19 protein-coding genes are annotated in these 20,213 nt (G+C 74.4%); 12 read left to right on the top strand and 7 right to left on the bottom strand.

Going from position 1 to position 20,213, the window contains the following annotated elements; genetic code table 11:
* Window positions 1-34: 34 nt before the first annotated feature.
* Window positions 35-430, bottom strand: a complete 396-nt coding sequence (locus SM611_RS00705) for an ABC transporter permease (protein ID WP_371946791.1) — start codon at window positions 428-430, stop codon at window positions 35-37.
* A gap of 68 nt (window positions 431-498) precedes the next feature.
* Here SM611_RS00705 and SM611_RS00700 point away from each other — a divergent pair, with 68 nt between their 5' ends.
* Genes SM611_RS00700 through SM611_RS00690 form a run of 3 tightly spaced genes read left to right on the top strand, consistent with a single transcriptional unit; the run spans window position 499 to window position 2,555 of the window.
* The gene (locus SM611_RS00700) at window positions 499-1,137 is read left to right on the top strand and encodes an AIM24 family protein (protein ID WP_371946790.1); all 639 of its coding nucleotides are present in this window, start codon (window positions 499-501) and stop codon (window positions 1,135-1,137) included.
* Window positions 1,137-1,790 carry an AIM24 family protein gene (locus SM611_RS00695; protein WP_371946789.1) on the top strand — a complete coding sequence of 218 codons (654 nt, stop codon included), beginning with the start codon at window positions 1,137-1,139 and terminating at the stop codon, window positions 1,788-1,790. Before SM611_RS00700 ends, SM611_RS00695 begins: the two co-directional genes overlap by 1 nt.
* Window positions 1,791-1,793: 3 nt before the next feature.
* On the top strand, window positions 1,794-2,555 hold the full coding sequence (locus SM611_RS00690; protein ID WP_371946788.1) for an AIM24 family protein: 762 nt from the start codon (window positions 1,794-1,796) through the stop codon (window positions 2,553-2,555).
* 45 nt (window positions 2,556-2,600) lie between these two features.
* Here the strand turns inward: SM611_RS00690 and SM611_RS00685 are convergent, their stop codons facing one another.
* The gene (locus tag SM611_RS00685; protein ID WP_371946787.1) at window positions 2,601-3,395 is read right to left on the bottom strand and encodes a VOC family protein; all 795 of its coding nucleotides are present in this window, start codon (window positions 3,393-3,395) and stop codon (window positions 2,601-2,603) included.
* Between the two features lie 325 nt (window positions 3,396-3,720).
* Here SM611_RS00685 and SM611_RS00680 point away from each other — a divergent pair, with 325 nt between their 5' ends.
* From SM611_RS00680 to SM611_RS00670, 3 genes are all read left to right on the top strand, one after another.
* Window positions 3,721-5,319, top strand: a complete 1,599-nt coding sequence (locus tag SM611_RS00680) for an ABC-F family ATP-binding cassette domain-containing protein (protein WP_371946786.1) — start codon at window positions 3,721-3,723, stop codon at window positions 5,317-5,319.
* Window positions 5,320-5,435: 116 nt separating this feature from the next.
* Window positions 5,436-5,648 (top strand): helix-turn-helix domain-containing protein, encoded by a 213-nt coding sequence (locus SM611_RS00675; protein WP_021596738.1) that lies wholly within the window; start codon window positions 5,436-5,438, stop codon window positions 5,646-5,648.
* 257 nt (window positions 5,649-5,905) lie between these two features.
* A complete protein-coding gene (locus SM611_RS00670) occupies window positions 5,906-6,652 on the top strand; it encodes an enoyl-CoA hydratase/isomerase family protein (protein WP_371947396.1) in 747 nt (248 codons plus the stop codon).
* Between the two features lie 40 nt (window positions 6,653-6,692).
* On the opposite strand, the gene SM611_RS00665 is transcribed toward SM611_RS00670, so the two are convergent.
* On the bottom strand, window positions 6,693-8,603 hold the full coding sequence (locus SM611_RS00665) for a Xaa-Pro dipeptidyl-peptidase (RefSeq protein ID WP_371946785.1): 1,911 nt from the start codon (window positions 8,601-8,603) through the stop codon (window positions 6,693-6,695).
* Between the two features lie 202 nt (window positions 8,604-8,805).
* Between SM611_RS00665 and SM611_RS00660 the strand changes: the two genes are divergently transcribed.
* The gene (locus SM611_RS00660) at window positions 8,806-10,743 is read left to right on the top strand and encodes an ABC transporter ATP-binding protein (protein ID WP_371947395.1); all 1,938 of its coding nucleotides are present in this window, start codon (window positions 8,806-8,808) and stop codon (window positions 10,741-10,743) included.
* Window positions 10,744-10,768: 25 nt separating this feature from the next.
* On the opposite strand, the gene SM611_RS00655 is transcribed toward SM611_RS00660, so the two are convergent.
* Window positions 10,769-11,722: a sulfotransferase family protein gene (locus SM611_RS00655; protein WP_371946784.1), complete on the bottom strand. Its 954-nt coding sequence runs from the start codon at window positions 11,720-11,722 to the stop codon at window positions 10,769-10,771.
* A gap of 134 nt (window positions 11,723-11,856) precedes the next feature.
* On the opposite strand from SM611_RS00655, the gene SM611_RS00650 reads away from it, so the two are divergent.
* The 4 genes from SM611_RS00650 (at window position 11,857) to SM611_RS00635 (ending at window position 15,829) form a co-directional block, all read left to right on the top strand.
* On the top strand, window positions 11,857-12,624 hold the full coding sequence (locus SM611_RS00650) for an SIR2 family NAD-dependent protein deacylase (RefSeq protein WP_371946783.1): 768 nt from the start codon (window positions 11,857-11,859) through the stop codon (window positions 12,622-12,624).
* A gap of 102 nt (window positions 12,625-12,726) precedes the next feature.
* Window positions 12,727-13,815: a S66 peptidase family protein gene (locus tag SM611_RS00645; RefSeq protein WP_371946782.1), complete on the top strand. Its 1,089-nt coding sequence runs from the start codon at window positions 12,727-12,729 to the stop codon at window positions 13,813-13,815.
* Entirely contained in the window at window positions 13,812-14,702 is an 891-nt protein-coding gene (locus SM611_RS00640) for a hypothetical protein (RefSeq protein ID WP_371946781.1), read from the top strand. The genes SM611_RS00645 and SM611_RS00640 overlap by 4 nt, the downstream gene beginning before the upstream one ends.
* A complete protein-coding gene (locus SM611_RS00635; RefSeq protein WP_371946780.1) occupies window positions 14,702-15,829 on the top strand; it encodes a glycerate kinase in 1,128 nt (375 codons plus the stop codon). The genes SM611_RS00640 and SM611_RS00635 overlap by 1 nt, the downstream gene beginning before the upstream one ends.
* Here the strand turns inward: SM611_RS00635 and yczE are convergent.
* Complete coding sequence (gene yczE, locus SM611_RS00630) at window positions 15,826-16,449, bottom strand: membrane protein YczE (RefSeq protein WP_371946779.1); 624 nt, start codon at window positions 16,447-16,449, stop codon at window positions 15,826-15,828. The genes SM611_RS00635 and yczE overlap by 4 nt on opposite strands.
* A 95-nt stretch (window positions 16,450-16,544) precedes the next feature.
* Between yczE and yczR the strand changes: the two genes are divergently transcribed.
* Complete coding sequence (gene yczR / locus SM611_RS00625) at window positions 16,545-18,011, top strand: MocR-like transcription factor YczR (RefSeq protein ID WP_371946778.1); 1,467 nt, start codon at window positions 16,545-16,547, stop codon at window positions 18,009-18,011.
* A 13-nt stretch (window positions 18,012-18,024) separates the two neighbouring features.
* On the opposite strand, the gene SM611_RS00620 is transcribed toward yczR, so the two are convergent.
* Both SM611_RS00620 and SM611_RS00615 read right to left on the bottom strand, forming a co-directional pair.
* Window positions 18,025-18,459, bottom strand: a complete 435-nt coding sequence (locus SM611_RS00620) for a CBS domain-containing protein (RefSeq protein ID WP_371946777.1) — start codon at window positions 18,457-18,459, stop codon at window positions 18,025-18,027.
* Between the two features lie 104 nt (window positions 18,460-18,563).
* Window positions 18,564-20,177 (bottom strand): phytoene desaturase family protein, encoded by a 1,614-nt coding sequence (locus tag SM611_RS00615; protein ID WP_371946776.1) that lies wholly within the window; start codon window positions 20,175-20,177, stop codon window positions 18,564-18,566.
* Between the last annotated feature and the right edge of the window lie 36 nt (window positions 20,178-20,213).

The following is a 20,213-nucleotide window of genomic DNA, read 5'->3' as shown; positions in this document are numbered from 1 at the left end:
CGGACCGGGGAGGCCGGTCCGCGATGCGCCGGGTTCAGAGGCTGCGGGTGCCGGCCAGCGCGGACAGCAGGTAGGTCGCGCCGGCGACGGCCGCGAGCCACGCGTAGGCCGTGATGTCGGCGCCGCGCAGCGCCTGCACGACGAGCGCGCCGACCACCGCGACGGTCAGCACGTCCCCGGTCATCGCGGCGGCGCGCAGGTGCGCGCGGGCCCGCGTGCCGGAGCCGAACCCGTCGCTGACCGGCAGCGCCGGCTCGTTGCGCCGGTAGGCGAGGTAGCCCGCGTATCCGGCGAGCGCGGCCAGCGCGGCGAGGGCCGTCCCGGACCGTCCATCGGCGGCCAGCACGGCCCCGACCACCACACCGGCGCCCAGGACGAGCCCTGGCACGGCCCACCGGCTGAGACTGCGGCGTTCGGGAGCGATCCACATGGTGCTCATCCTTCCCGATGTGCGCGCGAGCGGGACCGGCAACGCGCCGGGCTGTATCTTCTCGCTTCGTGGCGCAATTTCGATTGAACGGCTCGAAGATGCTCGCCGTCGACCTCGGCGGCGAGACCGTCAGGGCGCTGAACGGATCCATGGTCGCCTATGAGGGCCAGATGACGTTCAAGCGGCAGGGCATGACGGGTGGCGAGGGGCTGCGGGGCGCCCTCAAGCGGAGGATCGCCGGCGAGGGCATGACCCTCATGGAGGTCAGCGGGCAGGGGACGGTCTACCTGGCGAGCGAGGCGACCGAGGTCACCCTCGTCCAGCTCACCGGCGACACCCTGTTCGTGGAGTCGGAGAGCCTGCTGGCCCTCGACGGGAACCTCCAGACCGGCGTGCAGTTCGTGGGGCTGCGGGGCATGGGCACCGGCCAGGGCCTCGCGACGACGAAGGTGGAGGGGCACGGCACGGTCGCGGTCCTGTCCGAGGGACCGGCCATCGCGCTGGAGGTGACGCCGCAGACGCCGCTGTGCGTCGACCCCCACGCGTACGTGTGCCATCACGGGCAGCTCCAGCAGGACGTGGTCACCGACGTCAACTGGCGGACGGTGATCGGCCAGGGATCGGGGGAGAGCGTGCAGTTCCGGTATCAGGGCCATGGGCTGGTCTACGTCCAGCCGGCCGAGCGCGGCGGAATCCTGGAGATCTGATGCCCGGTTACCAGTCGATCAACTCCAAGATGCTCCAGGTGCGGATCGGGCCGGGGCAGGAGGTCTACAGCAAGCGCGGCGCGATGCTGGCCTACACCGGGCCCGTGTCGTTCGCCCCGTCCACCACGGCCGGGCACGGCGTCGGCGGCGCGATCGGACGCGCCGTCGCCGGCGAGCACAGCGCGATGATGCACGTGACGGGGCAGGGCAGCGTCATGTTCGGGCACGGCGGGCTGGAGGTCACCGTCGTCGAGCTGAACGGCGCCGACACCCTCTACGCCGAGGCCGACCGGCTCCTCGTCCACGACGCGACCCTGCAGGTCGGGACGATGTTCATGGGCGAGCAGGGCGGGGTGCGCGGCATCGTGCGCGGCGCCGTCACCGGGCAGGGCCTGTTCACCACGACGCTCACCGGGCACGGCGCGTGCGCGCTGCTGTCGCACGGCGGCGTGATGGAGCTGCCGATCACGCCGCAGCGCCCCGTCCACGTCGACCCGCAGGCGTACGTGGCCCACCGCGGCCAGGTGCAGAACAAGCTGACCGCGGCGATGGGGCTGCGCGACCTGGTCGGGCGCGGCTCCGGCGAGGGCTTCCAGCTGGAGCTGAGCGGCTCCGGCGTCGTCTACGTCCAGGCCAGCGAGAGGAAGATCTGACCCGTGAGCACGTTCGGCACGCAGACCTGGAACCCGTACACCCTCCCGTCCAACGACAACGTCAACCCCTACGCCTTCAGCGTCGACCTCAACGGGCAGTGGTTCGCGCAGAAGGGCAAGATGATCGCCTACTACGGGCAGATCAGGTTCGAGGCGCTGTCGGCGGGGCCGCTGGACTCCCTCGTCGCGCACACGTTCAACTCCCCGCTGTACGCGCAGGACTGGATCGTCGCGCAGGGGCAGGGCAAGCTCGTCCTCGCCGACCGCGGGTTCGACGTCAACTCCTTCGACCTGGAGGACGGCAACCTCACCGTCCGGGCCGGGAACCTCCTGGCCTTCGAGCCGGGCCTGGAGCTGAAGCAGTCGATCATCCCCGGCTTCCTGACGCTGATCGGCACCGGGCGGTTCGTGGCGGCCTCCAACGGGCCCGTCCACTTCGTCGAGCCGCCGATCAGGGTCGACCCGCAGGCGCTGCTCGGCTGGGCCGACTGCCCGTCCCCCTGCCACCACTACGACCACTCCTACATGCGCGGGGCGTTCGGCGCCGCCCGGATGGTGTTCGGGATCGGCGGCCAGTCCGGTGAGGAGCACCAGTTCGACTTCACCGGCCAGGGCACCGTGATGATGCAGTCGTCGGAGGTCGTCATGAACGAGGACGTCCTGCTGCGCGACCTCGAAGGCCAGATCGGGCTCGTCGGCACGTCCGGGCTCCAGCGGCTCCACCAGACGATCGGCCAGCGGCTCGCGGCCGAGCGCCAGGGCTGACCTCCCGGGGCCCGGGACGCAGGGCGCCCGGGCCCCGGAGACCGGTCACGACGCGGGCTCGGGCGCCGGCTTCATCACATGGAACGGCACCCCGAACGGGTCGCGGACGGCGGCCGACCGGCCGTACGGGCTGTCGGCCGGCCCGGAGTCGACGGAGCCGCCGCCGGCCCGCACCTTCCGGACGGCCTCGTCGGCGTCGTCCACCGCGAAGTAGGTCGTCCAGGACGTGACCTCCGCGGAGCCGCCGCCGACCACGACGCCGGAGCCGCCCAGGATGCCGCCGACGTAGCGCCCGTCCGGGCGGCGCAGGACGAGGTAGTCCATGCCGCCCGGCACAGGCTCCAGCTCGTAGCCGAACAGGGTCCGATAGAACTCGCCGGAGGCCGCCGAGTCGGGCGTGACCAGCTCGTTCCAGACGAACGACCCCGGGTCGTTGACGATCCGGGAGCCGGGGTGGGAGCGGCCCTGCCAGAGGCCGAACTGGCCGCCCTGCGGGTCCTTCAGGATCGCCATGCGTCCCTGGTCCATGACGTCCATGGCGGGGACCACGACCTCCGCGCCCGCGTCCGTGGCGCGCTTGACCAGCCCGTCGCAGTCGTCGGCGGCGAAGTAGACGCTCCACCAGTACTCGTCGGGCTGGTCGTCGGGGTTCCGCATCATCCCGGCGACGGGCTCGCCGCGCAGCGTGCACAGGTTGTAGTGGCCGCCCTCGGCGCCGGTGTCCTCGAACTGCCAGCCGAGGAGCGTCCCGTAGAACGTCCTGGCCCGGTCGATGTCGGGGACGCCGATGTCGAGCCAGTTCGGCGTCCCGTCCGGCGGGTTGGTCGTGACCTGCGTCATCCGACTCACACTCCTTCGCGCGGGTACCACCGGCCCCGCTGCCGGTCCCACCGCACGCCACCACCCTCATAGTGGCCCCCGCCGCGGCGTTCACACATCGCCCTCGCGCCGGACCGCGATGGCCGGGACCGGCCGACCGTCCTCCGGCCCCCGGACGGCGTCGTTCGCAGCGGCGAGGCCCGCCCGGCGGTCCCGTACACTTGGGGAATGGTTCCGCTCCCGAACTGACAGGCCGCTCCGGCGCGCCCACGGTCCACGACGGCCGCGCGGCGCGCCGTTTCGTGCGCCTGTCCACCGAGCCGTCCGTCAGGGGAGCCCTGTCACTGTGATCATCGCGAAAGACATCGAGCTGCGCGCCGGGTCCCGGCTGCTCATCGAGGCCGCCACGTTCCGGGTCAACCCCGGCGACCGCGTCGGCTTCGTCGGGCGCAACGGCGCCGGCAAGACCACCCTCACCAAGGTGCTGGCCGGGGAGGCGCTGCCCGCGCAGGGCGCCGTGACGTCGTCCGGCACGATCGGCTACCTGCCGCAGGACCCGCGCGACGTCGACCTGGACGAGCTGGCCCGCGACCGGATCCTGTCCGCCCGCGGGCTGGACGAGGTGATCCGCAAGCTGCGCGCCGCCGAGGACGCCATGGCCACCGCGACGGGCGCCGAGCGCGACAAGGCCGTCCGTCGCTACGGGCGCCTCGAAGAGCGCCTGCACGTGCTGGGCGGCTACAGCGCGGAGGCGGAGGCCGCGTCGATCGCCTCCAGCCTCGGCCTGCCCGACCGGGTGATGACCCAGCCCCTCGGGACGCTGTCGGGCGGGCAGCGGCGCCGCGTGGAGCTGGCCCGCATCCTGTTCTCCGGCGCCGACACCCTGCTGCTGGACGAGCCGACCAACCACCTGGACGCCGACTCGATCGTCTGGCTCCGCGACTTCCTGAAGGGCCACCAGGGCGGCCTCGTCGTCATCAGCCACGACGTGGAGCTGCTGGACGCGGTCGTCAACCGGGTGTTCCACCTGGACGCCAACCGCAGCGTGGTCGACATCTACAACGTCGGCTGGAAGAAGTACCTCGACCAGCGGGAGACCGACGAGCGTCGCCGCAAGCGGGAGTCGGCCAACGCGCACCGGCAGGCGTCCGCGCTGCTGTCGCAGGCCGACAAGATGCGCGCCAAGGCCACCAAGGCGAAGGCGGCCCAGCAGATGGACCGCCGCGCGCGCCAGCTCCTCGCCGGCGTCGAGGGCGAGCGGCAGGCCGACAAGGTGGCCAAGATTCGCTTTCCGGACCCGGCCCCGTGCGGGAAGACTCCGCTCACCGCGGAGGGTTTGTCGAAATCGTACGGATCTTTGGAGATTTTCACCGACGTGGACCTGGCCGTCGACCGGGGCAGCCGCGTCGTCGTCCTCGGCCTGAACGGCGCGGGCAAGACCACGCTGCTGCGCCTGCTGGGCGGGGTCGACAAGCCCGACACGGGCGCGGTCGTGGCCGGTCACGGCCTGCGGATCGGCTACTACGCGCAGGAGCACGAGACCCTGGACGTGGACCGGTCCGTCCTGGAGAACATGCAGTCGGCCGCGCCCGGCATGGCGCCGGTCGAGGTCCGCAAGATCCTCGGCTCGTTCCTGTTCTCCGGCGACGACGTCGACAAGCCCGCGGGCGTGCTGTCCGGCGGCGAGAAGACCCGGCTGGCGCTGGCGATGCTCGTGGTGTCGAGCGCGAACGTCCTGCTGCTGGACGAGCCCACGAACAACCTCGACCCGGCAAGCCGCGAGGAGATCCTCTCCGCCCTGCGAACGTTCGCCGGGGCCATCGTCCTGGTGACGCACGACGAGGGGGCCGTCGAGGCGCTCTCACCGGAAAGAGTGATTTTGCTGCCGGATGGTGTGGAAGACATCTGGAGTGACGAGTTTGCCGATCTGGTGGCGCTCGCGTGACCTGCGAGGTGACTTCCGCAGATCTTTTCTGGCCGAGTGGGTAGCCGAACAGCCGGGAATGACTGATCATGGCGGGGGATAACGCAGCGGTCACCACATCACTACGGGAGGTACTCGTGGCCGAGACCCTTAAGAAGGGCACCCGCGTGACCGGTGCCGAGCGCGACAAGCTGGCGGCGGACCTGAAGAAGAGGTACGACTCCGGCGAGAGCATCCGCGCCCTGGCAGCCGCCACCGGCCGCTCGTACGGTTTCATTCACCGGATTCTGACCGAGTCCGGCGTCAACCTGCGCGGTCGCGGTGGCGCGACCCGGGGCAAGAAGTCCTGACCGGACACCTGCCCCCGGGATGAGCGCACCGCCCGGTCCGGCGCCGCGAACGACCGAGTAAGGTTCGGTCGCGGCGGCGGGCCGGGCGAGCGGGTCCCGCCCCGTGGACGGCGGGGCGGGCCCGCCATGCTCCCGCCCGCGCGGCGGGGGCACGCTCATCGAGAGGGAGACCAGTGGGGGACGCGACAACGGCCGGACGGCCGGAAACGGCCAGGGCGGGCGCCGGGGCGGGGAAGGCGGACCCGCAGGGGCCGGATCTGGAGAAGGCCGGCCTCCGCCTGGAGGTGGACGGCGCCGTCGCGACCGTCACGCTGGACCGGCCCGAGCGGCGCAACGCCATGACGTTCGACACGTGGCGCGGCCTCGCCGCGATCGGGCGCACCCTGCCCGCGGACGTCCGCGTCGTCGTCCTGCGGGGCGCGGGCCCGTCGTTCTCGGCGGGCATCGACCTCGGCATGTTCTCCGGCGGCGGCGAGGGCTTCGCCGACGGCGCCGACGCCGAGGGCACCGACCGCTTCATCGCGGAGCTGCAGGAGGGCTACACCTGGCTGCGGCGCCCCGACATCGTCACCGTCGCGGCCGTGCACGGTCACGCCATCGGCGCCGGGTTCCAGCTCGCGCTGGCCTGCGACATCCGCGTGGCGGCCGACGACGCCAAGTTCTGCATGAAGGAGCCCGCGCTCGGGCTCGTCCCCGACCTGACCGGCACCAAGCCGCTGGTGGAGATCGTCGGGATCGGGCGGGCGCTGGAGCTGTGCCTGACGGCGCGGACCGTCCTCGCCGAGGAGGCCGCCCGGCTCGGGCTCGCCGAGATCGTGGTGCCGCGCGACGGCCTGGACGGCGCCGTCCGCGACCTGGTCGCGGCGCTGCTGGCGGTGAACCCGGGCGCGGCCGTGGCGACCAAGCGGCTGCTGTGGGAGGCCGCCGACAACACCCTCGAGGAGCAGTGCGCCGCGGAGCGCCGCGAGCAGATCGGCCGCCTCCGCGAGATGTTCGGCAGGTGAGCCGGAGGGGCGGGCCGGGTGCTCCGGCCCGCCCCGGGCCTCAGCTCAGCGACTCGCGGCCGCCGCGGGCCAGCGGCAGCAGCACGCGCGCGGCGCCGGGCCGCACCGCGACCTCGGTCCCGGCCGGGTAGCGCAGCGTGTAGTCGTAGTCGGTCGACAGCAGGATCACGCCGAGCCGGTGGCCGGCCTTCACGGTGTAGTCGGTGGGTTCGAGGTCCCACCGGAACGTGTACGCCTTCCCGGCCTTGATCGGCTCGGTCCGGCTGAAGTCGTGCCGGTTCCGGACGTCCAGCCACCCCCGCGTGATGATCTTGTAGTCGGCGGTCTCGGTCCGCAGCACCTGCCGGTAGATGCAGCCGGCGTCGCCCGGCACGCTCTCCCCGTAGCAGACCTGCTGGTCGGTGGAGGCGCGGGAGCCGGTCGGGCGGGCGTCGGTGCCGTAGTCGACCAGCAGCGCCGTCAGGTACGGCGACGGGCCGTCGAGCGAGGCGCGCAGGGAGACCGACGGGATGCCGTCGATCCGGACGGCGCCCGGCAGCGGCCCGGTCAGGTAGGCGAGCCGGTTCGGGTCCGCCTGCTCCTCCCCGGCGAGGAGCTGCTCGGCGGTGCGGGTCTTGCCCGCGTCCGTGAACGTCTGGCGCTCACCCGGCCGGGGCAGGAGCCCGAGGGTGCCGGGCTGCCCGGACGGCCCGGCGTTCAGGCTGAGCGGGACGGTGCGGGTGCCGGGGACGGGCCAGTCGCGCGCCGTCTCCCACGTCCCGTCCGCGTGCTGGACGTCGACGCGCGGCTCGCGCTCGATCCCGTTGCGGACGCCGTAGAGGTACCGGTCGAACCAGTGCAGCGTCTGCCGCAGCCACTCCTCGATCCGCCAGCCGAACGGCGTGGAGTGGTCGCCCTGGTGCAGCCACAGCTTGAGCGGCACGCCCGTCTCCTTGAGCGCGTTCCACCACTGCACCGAGTTCTTGATCTTGACGTTCCAGTCGTTGAGACCGTGCACGACCATGACGGCGGCGCGCACCTTCCGCGCCTGCCCGACGTAGTCCCTTTCGGCCCACACCTTGGAGTAGTCGCCGGTCTCGCGGTCCTGGGCCGCCTCGATCTCGTCGATGATCCCGGCGCAGACCGCCGGGTTCTGCCGCGTCAGCACCGCCTTGGCCAGGACGTCCAGGTCCTCGCCCTGGTAGCCGCCGGGCGCGACCACGCCGCCGCCCGCGCGGTAGTAGTCGTACCAGCTGGAGATCCCGGCGATTGGGACGATGGCCTTCAGGCCGTCGACGCCGGTGGCGGCGGCCATGTTCGGCAGCGTCCCGTCGTAGGACTGGCCGATCATGCCGACGTTCCCCGTCGACCAGGTCGCCCGCACCGGCGCGCCGTCCGGCGTCCAGCCGCGGGCGCGGCCGTTCAGCCAGTCCACCGCCGCCTTGGCACCCGCCTGCTCGCTGCGGTCCCCGGACGTGGGGCAGCCGGTCGAGCCGCCCGTCCCGATGCTGTCGAGGTCGGCGACCGCGTACCCGCGCGGCAGGAAGTAGTTGTCGTAGTACCCGGGGAAGAACTCGGCGAGGTTTCGCTTCGTACTGGTCAGCGACCGCGCCCGCGCGTCGCCGATGTCGACCGGGTGGTTGGGGACGTCGTTGATCCCGGCCCAGTACGGGCTGGGCTCCAGGATCGTCGGGACCTTGAGGCCGGCGGTGGCGGTCTCCTTCGGACGCATGATCCGCATCCGCACGCGGTCCCGCACGCCGTCGCGGTCGCTGTCGGCCGTCGTCTCGATGTCGACGGTCTGGGTGACGGCGTCGGCGCGGGAGAACACCGGCTGCGTCTCGCCGTTCTTCACGGTGACGTGCGCGGCGCCCTTCGCGGGGGTGTCCGCCGCGGCGGGAAGCGCGGTCGTGGCGAGCAGCGCGGCGGTGACGGTGATCACGCCGGCGCCGCCGGGAAGGCGTCGTCTCACTTGTGGGCTCCTGGGGGGGGTGTGAGCCTGGGACGCGATCACGGTCGCACCGGCGCGGCGGGTTGTCCAGAGCCGGTTACGCCGTGAGCGGAGCCGGGAAGCCCGCCGGGCGGGAGTGCGTTGTGGGGGCCGGATACTGAGATGCTTACTTGATTACGTCGATGACGTTGAGGCGCCGGAGGCAAATGTGGGAATGCCGGGAATGCCGGGCAACGGCTGGCAGGTGATGGCCTCCTTCCGCAAGGACAGCTCCGTCACCCAGCAGAAGCTCAAGCCCGGCACGGTCGGCCGGATCGCCGGGTACGCCCGTCCCTACGTCCGCGAGCTGGTGATCTTCCTCGCGCTGAACTCGCTGGCCGCGGTGATCGTCGTGGCGAACCCGCTGCTGCTGAAGTCGATCATCGACAGCGGCATCGTGCCCGGCAGGCAGGACGTCGTGGTCTGGCTCGCCGTCGCCGTCGCGGCGCTCGCGCTGGTCGAGGCGGTGCTCGGACTCGCGCAGCGCTGGTACTCGGCGCGCATCGGCGAAGGACTCATCTACGACCTGCGCAGCCAGGTCTTCGCGCACGTCCAGCGGCAGCCGGTCGCGTTCTTCATGCGGGCGCAGACGGGCTCGCTCGTCAGCCGCCTCAACAACGACGTCATCGGCGCGCAGCGGGCCCTCACCACCACCCTGTCGTCGGTCGTGTCCAACGTGATCAGCTTGGTCCTGGTGCTGGTCACGATGCTGATCCTGTCGTGGCAGGTGACGCTGATCGCGCTGCTGCTGCTCCCGATCTTCATCCTGCCGGCCAAGTGGGTCGGCAAGCGCCTGCAGCGCATCAGCCGCGAGCAGATGGTGCTGGACGCCGAGATGGGCTCGCTGATGACCGAGCGGTTCAACGTCGCCGGCGCGATGCTCGCCAAGCTGTACGGGCGGCCCGCCGAGGAGGAGGAGAACTTCTCCCGCCGCGCCGCGCGCGTCCGCGACATCGGGATCGTCGCCGCCATGTACGGGCGGGTGTTCTTCACCGCGCTCACGCTGGTCGCGGCGCTCGCCACCGCCATGGTCTACGGCGTCGGCGGCTTCCTGGTCGTCGGCGACACCCTCCAGCTCGGCACGCTCGTCGCCCTGGCCACCCTGCTGACCCGGATGTACGGGCCGCTGACCGCGCTGTCGAACGTCCACGTCGACGTGATGACCGCGCTCGTCAGCTTCGACCGGGTGTTCGAGGTGCTCGACCTCAAGCCGCTGATCCGCGACCGCGAGGACGCCCGCCCGCTCGGCGAGCGGCGCGCGCCGGCCGGCAACGGTGCCGGGCCGTCCCTGGCGAAGGCGCCGTCGGTCCAGTTCGACCACGTCCGGTTCGCCTATCCGGCGGCGGACGAGGTGTCGCTCGCCTCGCTGGAGTCGATCGCCCGCACCGACACCTCGCCCAGCCGCGAGGTCCTGCACGACGTCGACTTCCGCGCCGAGCCCGGGCAGCTCGTCGCGCTCGTCGGGCCGTCCGGCGCGGGCAAGTCGACGATCACGCACCTGGTGTCGCGGCTGTACGACGTGTCCGGCGGCGCCGTCCGCGTCGGCGGCGCCGACGTCCGCGACGTGACCCTCGAATCGCTGCGCGCCGAGATCGGCGTCGTCAGCCAGGACGCGCACCTGTTCCACGACTCGATCCGCGAGAACATGCGCTACGCCCGCCCGGACGCCACCGACGAGGAGATCCTCGCGGCGGTGGAGGCCGCGCACATCGGCGACCTCGTCGCCGACATGCCCGATGGCCTGGACACCGTCGTCGGCGACCGCGGCTACCGGCTGTCGGGCGGCGAGAAGCAGCGGCTCGCGATCGCCCGGCTGCTGCTCAAGGCGCCGTCCGTCGTCGTGCTGGACGAGGCGACCGCGCACCTGGACTCCGAGTCCGAGGCGGCCGTGCAGCGCGCCCTGCGCACCGCGCTCGCCGGCCGGACGTCGCTGGTGATCGCGCACCGGCTGTCCACGATCCGGGAGGCCGACCAGATCCTGGTGATCGAGAACGGCCGGGTCGCCGAGCGCGGCCGGCACGAGGAGCTGCTGCTGCAGGGCGGCCTGTACGCCGAGCTGTACCGCACCCAGTTCTCCCACCAGCGGGACGGGCGGCAGACCGAGCCGCTGGGCGCCGAGTAGCGGCCCGGCGCCGGGCGGCGGCGGCTCAGCCCTCCCGGCCGGTCGGGTAGCCGAGCCGCCGCAGCTCGGTGCCGGCGATCTTCTCGACCTGGGCGGCCTGCCGCGGCGTGAGCCGGTCCCGCCACGACCCGACGCCGCCGTCGCTCGCGCCGCCGGCCCTGACCAGGCCCGACAGGGAGGACTTGGGGATCTGCGCGTCCAGGTACTCCGCCAGGCCGGCGGCGATGGCGCGCGGCCGGCCGACGAGGTCCTCGTAGCGGATCGTGAACAGCTGCTCCTCGGGGACCTGCCGCCGCAGCTTCGCGCTGAGCCGCACCGAGCCGCGCCACCGCAGCGCGCACTTCACGGCGAGCGCCGCGCGCGGCCACCGGTTGCGCTCGGTGTGGTCCTCCACGCCGAAGAACGGGTTGGGGAACACCGTGTCGAGGTTGGCGAGGCCCGGCTTGAACCAGGCGAGGCAGCGCTCGTCGTCCAGCATGTCGGCGACGGCGTCCCGGCCGTCCCGGATCACCTGGACGAGCTGGGCGTCGGGGAAGGCGTCCAGCAGCACGTCGGCGCTGTAGATCAGGTCGGGGGAGGCGTCGGCGAACCGGGCGATCCCCTGCGGGTCCACGCACGGCTCGGGCGGGTCGCCGTCCGGCGCCGGGCGGCCGGGCGGGCCCGGCGGCAGGCCGGCGAGCTCGCGGCAGTCGTCCGGGCACTGCGCGCAGGCGCGGGCCGAGACCAGCCACGCCTCGGCGCAGGCGTCCCGCAGCACCCGCGCCGCGCCCTCCCCGCGCTCGGTCGCGATCGAGGGCTGCCGCGCGAACGCGTAGGTGACGCGCAGGACGCCGGGGCGGCCGGTGGTCAGATGGAAGCCGGGGGACCGCTTGACCGCGCGCGCCAGCAGCTCCGCACCCGAGTGCGGAGCCCCCAGGATGAACACCGGGCGGCGGACCTTGGTGCCGTTGACCACCAGGATGTGCGGCGTCGAACTCATACGGGGCACAGTTTGTCACCTTTTCGGGACCGGTCGGTCCGTGACCCTGCGTGAGGGCGTGCCCGATACCCATCCGTTAGCCGGGGCGGGCGCCGGCCGCCGCGCCGGCGGGCGGCGGCGCCTACCATGTGAGGGTGGACGCTCCCCTGACGCTCGCCGAGCTTTTGCCCAAGGTCGAGGCGATCACCGTGCTGACCGGCGCCGGGATATCCACCGACAGCGGGATCCCCGACTTCCGCGGCCCGCAGGGCGTCTGGACGAAGGACCCGGCGGCGGAGGCGATGTCCACGATCGGCGCCTACCTCGCCGACCCCGAGGTCCGCAGGCGCGCGTGGCGGTCCCGGCGCGACAACCCCGTCTGGGACGCCGAGCCCAACGCCGCGCACGCCGCCCTCGCCGAGCTGGAGCGGGGCGGGCTGCTGCGCGCCCTGATCACCCAGAACATCGACGGCCTGCACCAGCGCGCCGGATCGTCCGAGGACACCGTCATCGAGATCCACGGCACGATGCGCGACGCCGTCTGCCTGTCCTGCGACCTGCGCACCCCGATGCCCGAGATCCTCGACCGCGTCGACGCCGGCGAGGACGACCCGCCCTGCGCCGCGTGCGGCGGGGTGCAGAAGTCCGCGACGATCTCCTTCGGCCAGGCCCTCGACCGGGACGTCCTGGACGCGGCCGTCGCCGCCGCCCGCTCCTGCGACCTGTTCCTCGCCGTCGGCACCTCGCTGACCGTGCAGCCCGCCGCCGGGCTGTGCCTGGAGGCGGTCGACCACGGCGCCCGGCTGGTGATCATCAATGCCGAGGAGACGCCGTACGATGGGCTGGCCGACGCGGTGCTGCGGCGGCCGATCGGCGAGGTGCTGCCGCGCCTCGCCGGCCTCGCGCTCGGCAGGGGGCGCTGACCCGGTGACGCCGATCTGTTGGCGGGTCGTGACCGGCCGCCCCTTCCACTGGGGTCCGGATCCTGACAAGCTCTATCCGTCGCGGTGCGAGGAGGGATCGGGTTGAAGAGCGGGGGCGCCCGCGCGGAGGCGGCCGACGGGCCGCAGGCCGCGCCCGCCGTCGGCATGCCCGGCGGTCGGCGCCCGTCCCGGAAGACCCGCAGGTACCGGAGGTTGCGGCCGGGCGACCGGGTGGCGGTGATCGCGCCCAGCGGCCCCGCCGAGCCCGCCCGGCTGGAGGCCGGCCTCGCCGCGCTGCGCGACCTCGGCCTTGACGCCGTGGTCGGGAAGCACGCCCTCGACCGTGTCAACCTCGGCGCGCCCGGCCCCGTCCGCGACGACTGGCACCGGCTCGCCGGGAGCGACCCGGACCGGGCCGCCGACCTGCAGTCCGCCTGGTGCGACCCGCGCGTCCGCGCGGTGGTCTGCGCGCGCGGCGGCTACGGCGCCACCCGCGTCCTGGACCACCTCGACTGGGACGCCCTCGGCGCCGCCGCGGACGCCCCCGCCGGCCCGAAGATCCTGCACGGCTCCAGCGACATCACCGCACTGCACACCGCCTTTGGAACGCGCCTGGGAGTCACCACGTCCTTCGGCCCCATGCCCGCCGGCCTCCTCGCCGAGGACGAGCCCGGCGGCGCCACCCTCGCCTGTCTGCGCGCGGCCCTGTTCGGCGGCCCGGTGACCCTGCCCGGCACGCGCGTCCTGCGGCCGGGGCGCGCGGAGGGGCCGCTCACCGGCGGCACCCTCTCGCTCCTCACCGCGCTGCTCGGCACCCCGTACGCCCCGCCGCCCGCCGCGGGCCGCGTCGTCTTCCTGGAGGACGTCACCGAGGCGCCCTACCGGATCGACCGGATGCTCGTCCAGCTCCTTCAGGCCGGCTGGTTCGACGGCGCGGCCGGGGTGGCGCTCGGCTCCTGGCACGACTGCGGCGACCCCGCCGAGCTCGACGCGGTGTTCGCCGCGCGGCTCGGCCCGCTCGGCGTCCCGCTGCTGGCCGGCGTCCCCGCCGGGCACGGCCCGCGCCAGCTCACCCTCGAACTCGGCGCCCCCGCGGTGCTGATCGCCTCACCCGACCCCGCAGATCCGCACCCCGCCGTGCCGGAACCCGGCGCGCTCACCCTCGAAGCGCCCTCGGGAGGTGCGCGATGAGCGGCCGCCATGCCCGTCCCGAACCCTGGGACGACGGGACCCTCGATTCGCTGCTCGTACTGGTCGCCGAGAGCCTCGGCTACCGCTGCACCCACGCGCCCGGCGAGGTGATGCTGCTGGAGGGCGCGAACAGGCTGCACGTCAGCCTGCGTGACCTGCGGCAGCTCGCCCGGCTCGTGCCGCGCGACGACTGGCCGGCCCTGGTGTCCGACCACGTCACCACGATCGTCACCGCGATCGAGGAGCCGCTCGACCTGAGCGACTTCGACCTCGCCCAGTACCTGCTGCGCACCCGCATCTACCCGGCGGAGGCCGACAACGGCGTCCTCGCGGCCCGGCCGTTCGCGCCCGGCCTGATCGAGGCCGTCGTCGTCGACACCCCCACCACCGTGCGGACCGTCACGACCGAGGAGATGGACGGCTGGCCGGTCTCCGGCGACGCGCTGTTCATGCTCGGCCGCGCCAACGTCCGCGCCGACGGCCCCCTGCAACTGGACGAGCAGGACCTCGGCGGCGTCCGCGTCTCCGTCCTGCACGGCTGGACGTTCTACGCCGTCACCCACCTGGCCTGGCTGGAGGAGTACCTCCCGATCGGCCCGTACGGGGCGCTCGTCATCGCGCCGAACCGCAGCCTCATCGTCGCCCACCCGCTCCGCATCGCCGAGGGCCACCCGAGGGCCCGGTACCGCGCGGCCGTGGCCGCGGCGACCGAGCTGCAGGCGCAGGCCCACCGCGCCTACGAGGAGGGTCCCGGCTCGCTCAGCCCGCACCTGTACTGGTGGCGCGCCGGCGAGCTGACCTACCTGGAGACCCGGTACGAGGGCGACACGATGGTGCTGCCGGAGGAGTTCGCCTCCGTCCTCGCCACCCTGGCCGCCGAACACTGATGCGGATCGTCGTCGCCCCCGACTCGTTCAAGGGGAGCCTGTCGGCGGCGCAGGCGTGCGCCGCCGTCGAGGCGGGCGCGCTCCGCGCCGTGCCGGGCGCCGAGGTCGCGGCCGTGCCGATGGCGGACGGCGGCGAGGGCACCCTCGACTGCTTCCTGCGCTCCCGCGCCGGCGACGCGGTCGAGGTCGCGGCCGCCGACCCGCTGGGGCGCCCGGTCAGGGCCCGCTACGCCCTGTCCGGCGACGGGCGGTCCGCGGTGGTGGAGCTGGCCGCCGCGTCCGGGCTGCCGCTGGTCGAGGACGTCCCGCCGGACCCGATGAACGCCGCCACCACCGGCACCGGCGAGCTGATCGCGGACGCGGTGCGGCGCGGCGCCCGCGACGTGCTCGTGTGCATCGGCGGCAGCGCCAGCACCGACGGGGGCGCCGGGCTGCTGCGCGCGCTCGGATTCCGCTTCCTGGACGCCGCCGGGGCGGAGCTGCCGCCGGGCGGCGCGGCCCTCGCCCGGCTCGCGTCGATCGACGGCTCGGGGGTGCCGGACGCGGTCCGCGCGACCCGGTTCCGCGTCGCCTGCGACGTCACCAACCCGCTCGTCGGGCCGGACGGCGCCGCCGCCGTGTTCGGCCCGCAGAAGGGCGCGTCCCCCGGCCAGGCCGCGGAGCTGGACGCCGCCCTCACCGTCTTCGCGGACGCGCTGGCCGCCGCCGGCGGGCCCCGCGTCCACGACCTGCCCGGCGCGGGCGCGGCCGGCGGCACCTGCGGCGGGCTCGTGGGGGCGCTGGGCGCGGAGCCGTCCGGCGGGGCGCTCCTCGTCGCCGAGGCCGTGGGGCTCCCGGCCGCCCTCGCCGGCGCCGACCTGGTCGTCACCGGGGAGGGGCGGGTGGACGGGCAGAGCGCGGCCGGCAAGGTCGTGTCCGCCGTGGCGGTCCTCGCGCGGGCCCGCGGCGTCCCGTGCGTCGCGCTGGCCGGCGGCGTGGCCGGGCCGCTGGAGGAGCTGCACGCGCTGGGCCTCACCGCCGCGTTCAGCATCGCCGACGGCCCCCGCACCCTGGACGAGCTGAGGGCGGAGGCCGCCGCGCTCCTGTCGGGCGCCGCCGAGCAGGCCGTCCGCCTCTTCGCCCGCTAGGCCGGGGCGGGTTCCGGCTCGGGGGCCGGTTCCGGGGCCGGGGACTCGATCGTCAGCCTCGGCAGGAAGACGTGCGTCAGCGGGCCGATCGCGACCGCGTACAGCAGCGTCCCGACGCCGACGGTGCCGCCGAGCAACCAGCCGGCGGCCAGCACGGTGAGCTCGATCCCGGTCCGGACGACGCGGATCGAGTGCCCCCGCGCGGCGATCCCGGTCATCAGCCCGTCGCGCGGGCCGGGCCCGAGGCCCGCGCCGATGTAGCAGCCGGTGGCGACGCCGCCGGCGAGGATCGCGACGACGAGGTACGCCCAGCGCGCGGCGAGCGCGTCGGGGGCGGGCAGCAGCCACAGGAACAGGTCGGCGAACAGCCCGATGAGGACGACGTTGCTGACCGTCCCGATCCCGGGCCGCTGCCGCATGGGGATCCACGCGAGCATCACCACCGCGCCCGCGATGATGATCCACAGCCCGATGGACAGGCCGAAGCGGCGGGACAGCCCCTGGTGGAAGACGTCCCACGGGTCGTTCCCCAGGCCGGACGACACCTGCAGGGCGACCCCGAGCCCGTACAAGGCCAATCCGACGTAGAGCTGCACGAGCCGCCGTGCCATCAAGGCCATTATCCGCTCCCCGAATCATGAGTGGCCATCTTCGGGACTACCTTGGCGGCAAGTGGACTGGTCTCGGCAGGGCCAATTATGCGAAAGTGGCTTGTATGAGCACCCGCTATGTGAGCGGTCCGCACCTGGCCCGGCTGCTGGGCGACGTGTCGCGGGAGCGCCCCGTCTACGCCTCACTGGCCCGGGCCGTGCGCGGCCTCGTCCTGGACGGGCGGCTCGCGCTGCGGACCCGGCTGCCCGCCGAACGCGACCTCGCCGCCGCCCTCGGCGTCAGCCGCACCACCGTGACGACCGCCTACGACCGGCTCCGCGACGAGGGCTACGTCGAGAGCCGGCAGGGCGCCGGGAGCTGGACGGCCCTGCCCCCGGTGCGGATGTCGGCGGAGGGGCGGCGCGGCGCCCCGCCCGGCGGGCGGTTCGGCAAGGCGTACCCGGCGCCGGACGACGGCACCTTCATCGACCTCGGCTGCGCCACCCCCGGCGCCCCCGCGATCTTCCACGAGGCCGTCGCCGCCGCCGTCGAGGAGCTGCCCCGCTACAGTTCCGGCCCCGGCTACGAGCCCGCCGGGCTGGCCGGCCTGCGGCAGGTCGTCGCCGACGGGTACGCGGCGCGCGGCGTCCCGACCCGCGCCGACCAGATCGTCGTCACCACGGGCGCGCAGCACGCGTTCACGCTGCTGACGCAGCTGCTCGTGGAGACGGGCGACGCCGTCATGGTGGAGCGCCCCACCTACCCGCACGCGCTCGGCGCGCTGCGCCGCCGCGGCGCCCGGCTCGTGCCGGTCGGCGTCAACGAGGGCTGGGACGTCGAGCTCGCGGCCGGCGCGATGCGGCAGGCCGCCGTCCGGATGGCCTACACGATCCCCGACTTCCACAACCCGACCGGCCACCTCATGGGGGCCGGCGACCGGGCCGCGCTCGTCGACGCCGCGCGCCGCGCCGACGCGTTCGTCGTCGCCGACGAGACGTTCGCCGACCTCGCCCACGACCTCGCCGCGCCCCGCGAGGCGCCGCTGGCCGCCTACGACGGCGGCGGGCGGGTCATCACCGTCGGGTCCGCCTCCAAGCTGCTGTGGGGCGGGCTCCGCATCGGCTGGATCCGCACGACGGCGCCGCTCGCCCGCCGCCTCGTGCTGGCCCGCGAGCCGTTCGACATGGCCAGCCCGGTGCTCGACCAGCTGATCGTCCGGGAGCTGCTGCTGCGGGTGGAGGAGGTCCGCGCCGAGCGCGCGGAGAGCCTGCTGCGCGGCCGGGACGCGCTCGCCGCGGCGCTGCGGGAGCTGCTGCCCGGCTGGGAGTTCCGGCTGCCGGACGGCGGCATGTCGCTGTGGGCGCGGATCGGCGCGCCCGTCGCGACCGCGCTGGCCGAGGCGTCCGAGCGGCTCGGCGTCCGGGTCGTCGCCGGGCCGGTGTTCGGCGCGGACGGCGTGCTGGAGGACTACGTCCGGCTGCCGTACGTGCTGCCGCCGGACACGCTGCGCACGGCCGTCGAGCGGCTGGCGCTCGCCCACCGGGAGGTGCGGGCGGCCCCCGCCGCCCGTCCCCTCCCGGCCTACGTGTGACGGGCCGGGCCCGTCAGGGCGCGCCCTGGATGTAGCCGACGAGGTGCTCGCGCTCGCTCTCCAGCTCGTCGATGGCGCTCTTGACGACGTCGCCGATGCTGACGATCCCGGCGAGCCGGCCGCCCTCGACGACGGGCGCGTGCCGGAACCGGTGCTCGGTCATGGTGCGGCGCAGGTCCTCCACCTTGTCGCCGGGGGCGCAGCTGCGGACCTCCGCGGTCATGATGTCGGAGACGGGACGGTCGAGCAGCGCGGCGCCGCGGTCGTGCAGCCGCCGCACCACGTCGCGCTCGGAGACGATGCCGGCGATCGACGCCCCGTCGGGCGAGACCACCACCGCCCCGATGTTGTGCTCAGCCAGGACGGCGAGAAGCTGACGCACGGTGGCGTCGGGCCGGACCGTCGCCACCGTGTCTCCCTTCCGCCGAAGGATGTCGCGAATCCGCATTCCTCACGCTCCGGTGTGGGTCGCCGGGTCGCTCCCGCCCGGCTCGTTCCTGTCAAGGTCGCATGTTCCGGCCCGGAGGAAAACCCCGCGGCGGCCAAAACCGGCTACGGAGCCAGGAGGCGGCCGAGCGCCCGGAGGGCGGGGGTGAGGACGCGGCCCGCGGGCCCGGCGTGGGCGAGCGCGGCGCGGGCGGCGTTCGCCCCGCACGCGCCGTGGACGCCGCCGCCCGGATGCGCGGACGCCGACGCCAGGAAGAGGCCCGCGACCGGCGTCTCGGCCCGTCCGAGACCGGGCACGGGCCGGAACACGAGCTGCTGGTGGATCAGCGCGGTCCCGCCGTTCAGCGCGCCGTTCACCAGGTTGGCGTCGTGGTCCTGGAACGCGGGAGGCGCGGTGACGCGGCGGCCGGTGATCCGCGCGCGGAAGCCGGGCGCGAGGCGCTCCACGACGCCCTCCAGGCGGTCGGCCATCGCGGTCCGCTCCCGCTCGTCCCACGCGCCGGTGATGCCGTCGGGGCCCGCGTCGGCGGTCACCCGGTGGGGGACGTGGGTGTACGCCCAGACCGACTCCGTCCCGGCGGGGGAGCGGGCGGGGTCCGCGGTCGTCATCTGTCCCAGCAGCGCGAACGGCTCGGACGGGACGCGGCCGGTGGCGATCTGCGCGCTGTAGTCGGTCAGCGCCTCCATGCCGGGGGACAGGTGGACGGTCCCGGCCCGTGCGGCGCCCGGGGACGACCAGGGGATGGGGCCCGACAGCGCCCAGTCGACCTTGAAGGTGGCGTGGTCCCAGTCGAAGCGCCGCATGTCCGCGCGCAGCGACCCCGGCAGGTCGGACCAGCCGACGAGGCCGCCGTACAGCGCGGGCGCCGACACGTCCGCGAGGACGGCCTTCGCCGCCCGCACCGGCTCCCCGCCCGCGGTGCGCACGCCGAGCGCGCGCCCGCCCCGGACGACGACCGACGCGACCGGCGTGCCGCAGCGGACGCGTCCGCCGCGCGACTCCAGCCGCCTCACGAGCGCGGCCGTCAGCTCGCCCGCGCCGCCCTCGGGCACCGGCCAGCCGTGCCGCTGGCCGATCATGGCGAGCAGCCACGCGAACACCGACCCGGCCGTCGACTCGGGGAACATGTCGGTGTGCAGCGCCGACCCGGCGAGCAGCAGCCGCCCGCCCGGCCCGGTGAACTCCTGCTCGCCGAGCGTGCGGACCGGCGCGAGCAGCGACCGCGCGACGCGCAGCCCGCCCGCGCGGCGCGCCGACACCGCCAGCGGCAGCGCCGCCCGGACCGGCGGGAACGGGGTGAACAGGGCGCGCAGGACGTCCTCTCCCAGCTCGTCCCACAGCGCGCAGAGCCGCAGCCACGCCTCGCCGTCGCCCGCGCCGAGCGCCTCCAGGCCGGCCGCGGTCGCGTCCCGGTCGCGTTCCAGGACGGCGGCGCGCCCGTCCGCCAGCGGATGGGCGAGGACGGCCGGCGCGTGCCGCCAGCGCAGCCCGTGCCGTTCGAGGTCCAGCGCGCGCATCGCCGGGGACGCCACGCCGAGCGGGTAGAACGCGCTGCACAGGTCGCTGACATAGTCGGGGTGGACGCCCCGGTCGCTGCGCACCGCGCCGCCCGGTTCGGGCTGCGCCTCCAGGACCTCGACGTCCCAGCCCGCGTCGGCCAGCATGTTGGCCGCGACGAGGCCGTTGTGCCCCGCGCCGATCACCACGGCGTCCGCCATGCGGCATCCCTCCCCTGATCACCCTACGGCTACCGG

Origin of the sequence: Actinomadura monticuli (genome assembly GCF_041463655.1) — a bacterium.
Taxonomy (GTDB): Bacteria; Actinomycetota; Actinomycetes; order Streptosporangiales; family Streptosporangiaceae; genus Spirillospora; species Spirillospora monticuli.
Note: the sequence above shows the minus strand (reverse complement) of the source record. Positions and strands in the feature narration are given on the sequence as shown.

Coding starts and splice junctions, on each gene's coding strand:
- SM611_RS00705 (WP_371946791.1), bottom strand. CDS start 430: ATGTGGATCGCTCCCGAACGCCGCAGTCTCAGCCGGTGGGCCGTGCCA.
- SM611_RS00695 (WP_371946789.1), top strand. CDS start 1,137: ATGCCCGGTTACCAGTCGATCAACTCCAAGATGCTCCAGGTGCGGATC.
- SM611_RS00685 (WP_371946787.1), bottom strand. CDS start 3,395: ATGACGCAGGTCACGACCAACCCGCCGGACGGGACGCCGAACTGGCTC.
- SM611_RS00660 (WP_371947395.1), top strand. CDS start 8,806: ATGCCGGGCAACGGCTGGCAGGTGATGGCCTCCTTCCGCAAGGACAGC.
- SM611_RS00655 (WP_371946784.1), bottom strand. CDS start 11,722: ATGAGTTCGACGCCGCACATCCTGGTGGTCAACGGCACCAAGGTCCGC.
- SM611_RS00640 (WP_371946781.1), top strand. CDS start 13,812: ATGAGCGGCCGCCATGCCCGTCCCGAACCCTGGGACGACGGGACCCTC.
- SM611_RS00635 (WP_371946780.1), top strand. CDS start 14,702: ATGCGGATCGTCGTCGCCCCCGACTCGTTCAAGGGGAGCCTGTCGGCG.
- yczE (WP_371946779.1), bottom strand. CDS start 16,449: ATGGCCTTGATGGCACGGCGGCTCGTGCAGCTCTACGTCGGATTGGCC.
- yczR (WP_371946778.1), top strand. CDS start 16,545: ATGAGCACCCGCTATGTGAGCGGTCCGCACCTGGCCCGGCTGCTGGGC.
- SM611_RS00620 (WP_371946777.1), bottom strand. CDS start 18,459: ATGCGGATTCGCGACATCCTTCGGCGGAAGGGAGACACGGTGGCGACG.
- SM611_RS00615 (WP_371946776.1), bottom strand. CDS start 20,177: ATGGCGGACGCCGTGGTGATCGGCGCGGGGCACAACGGCCTCGTCGCG.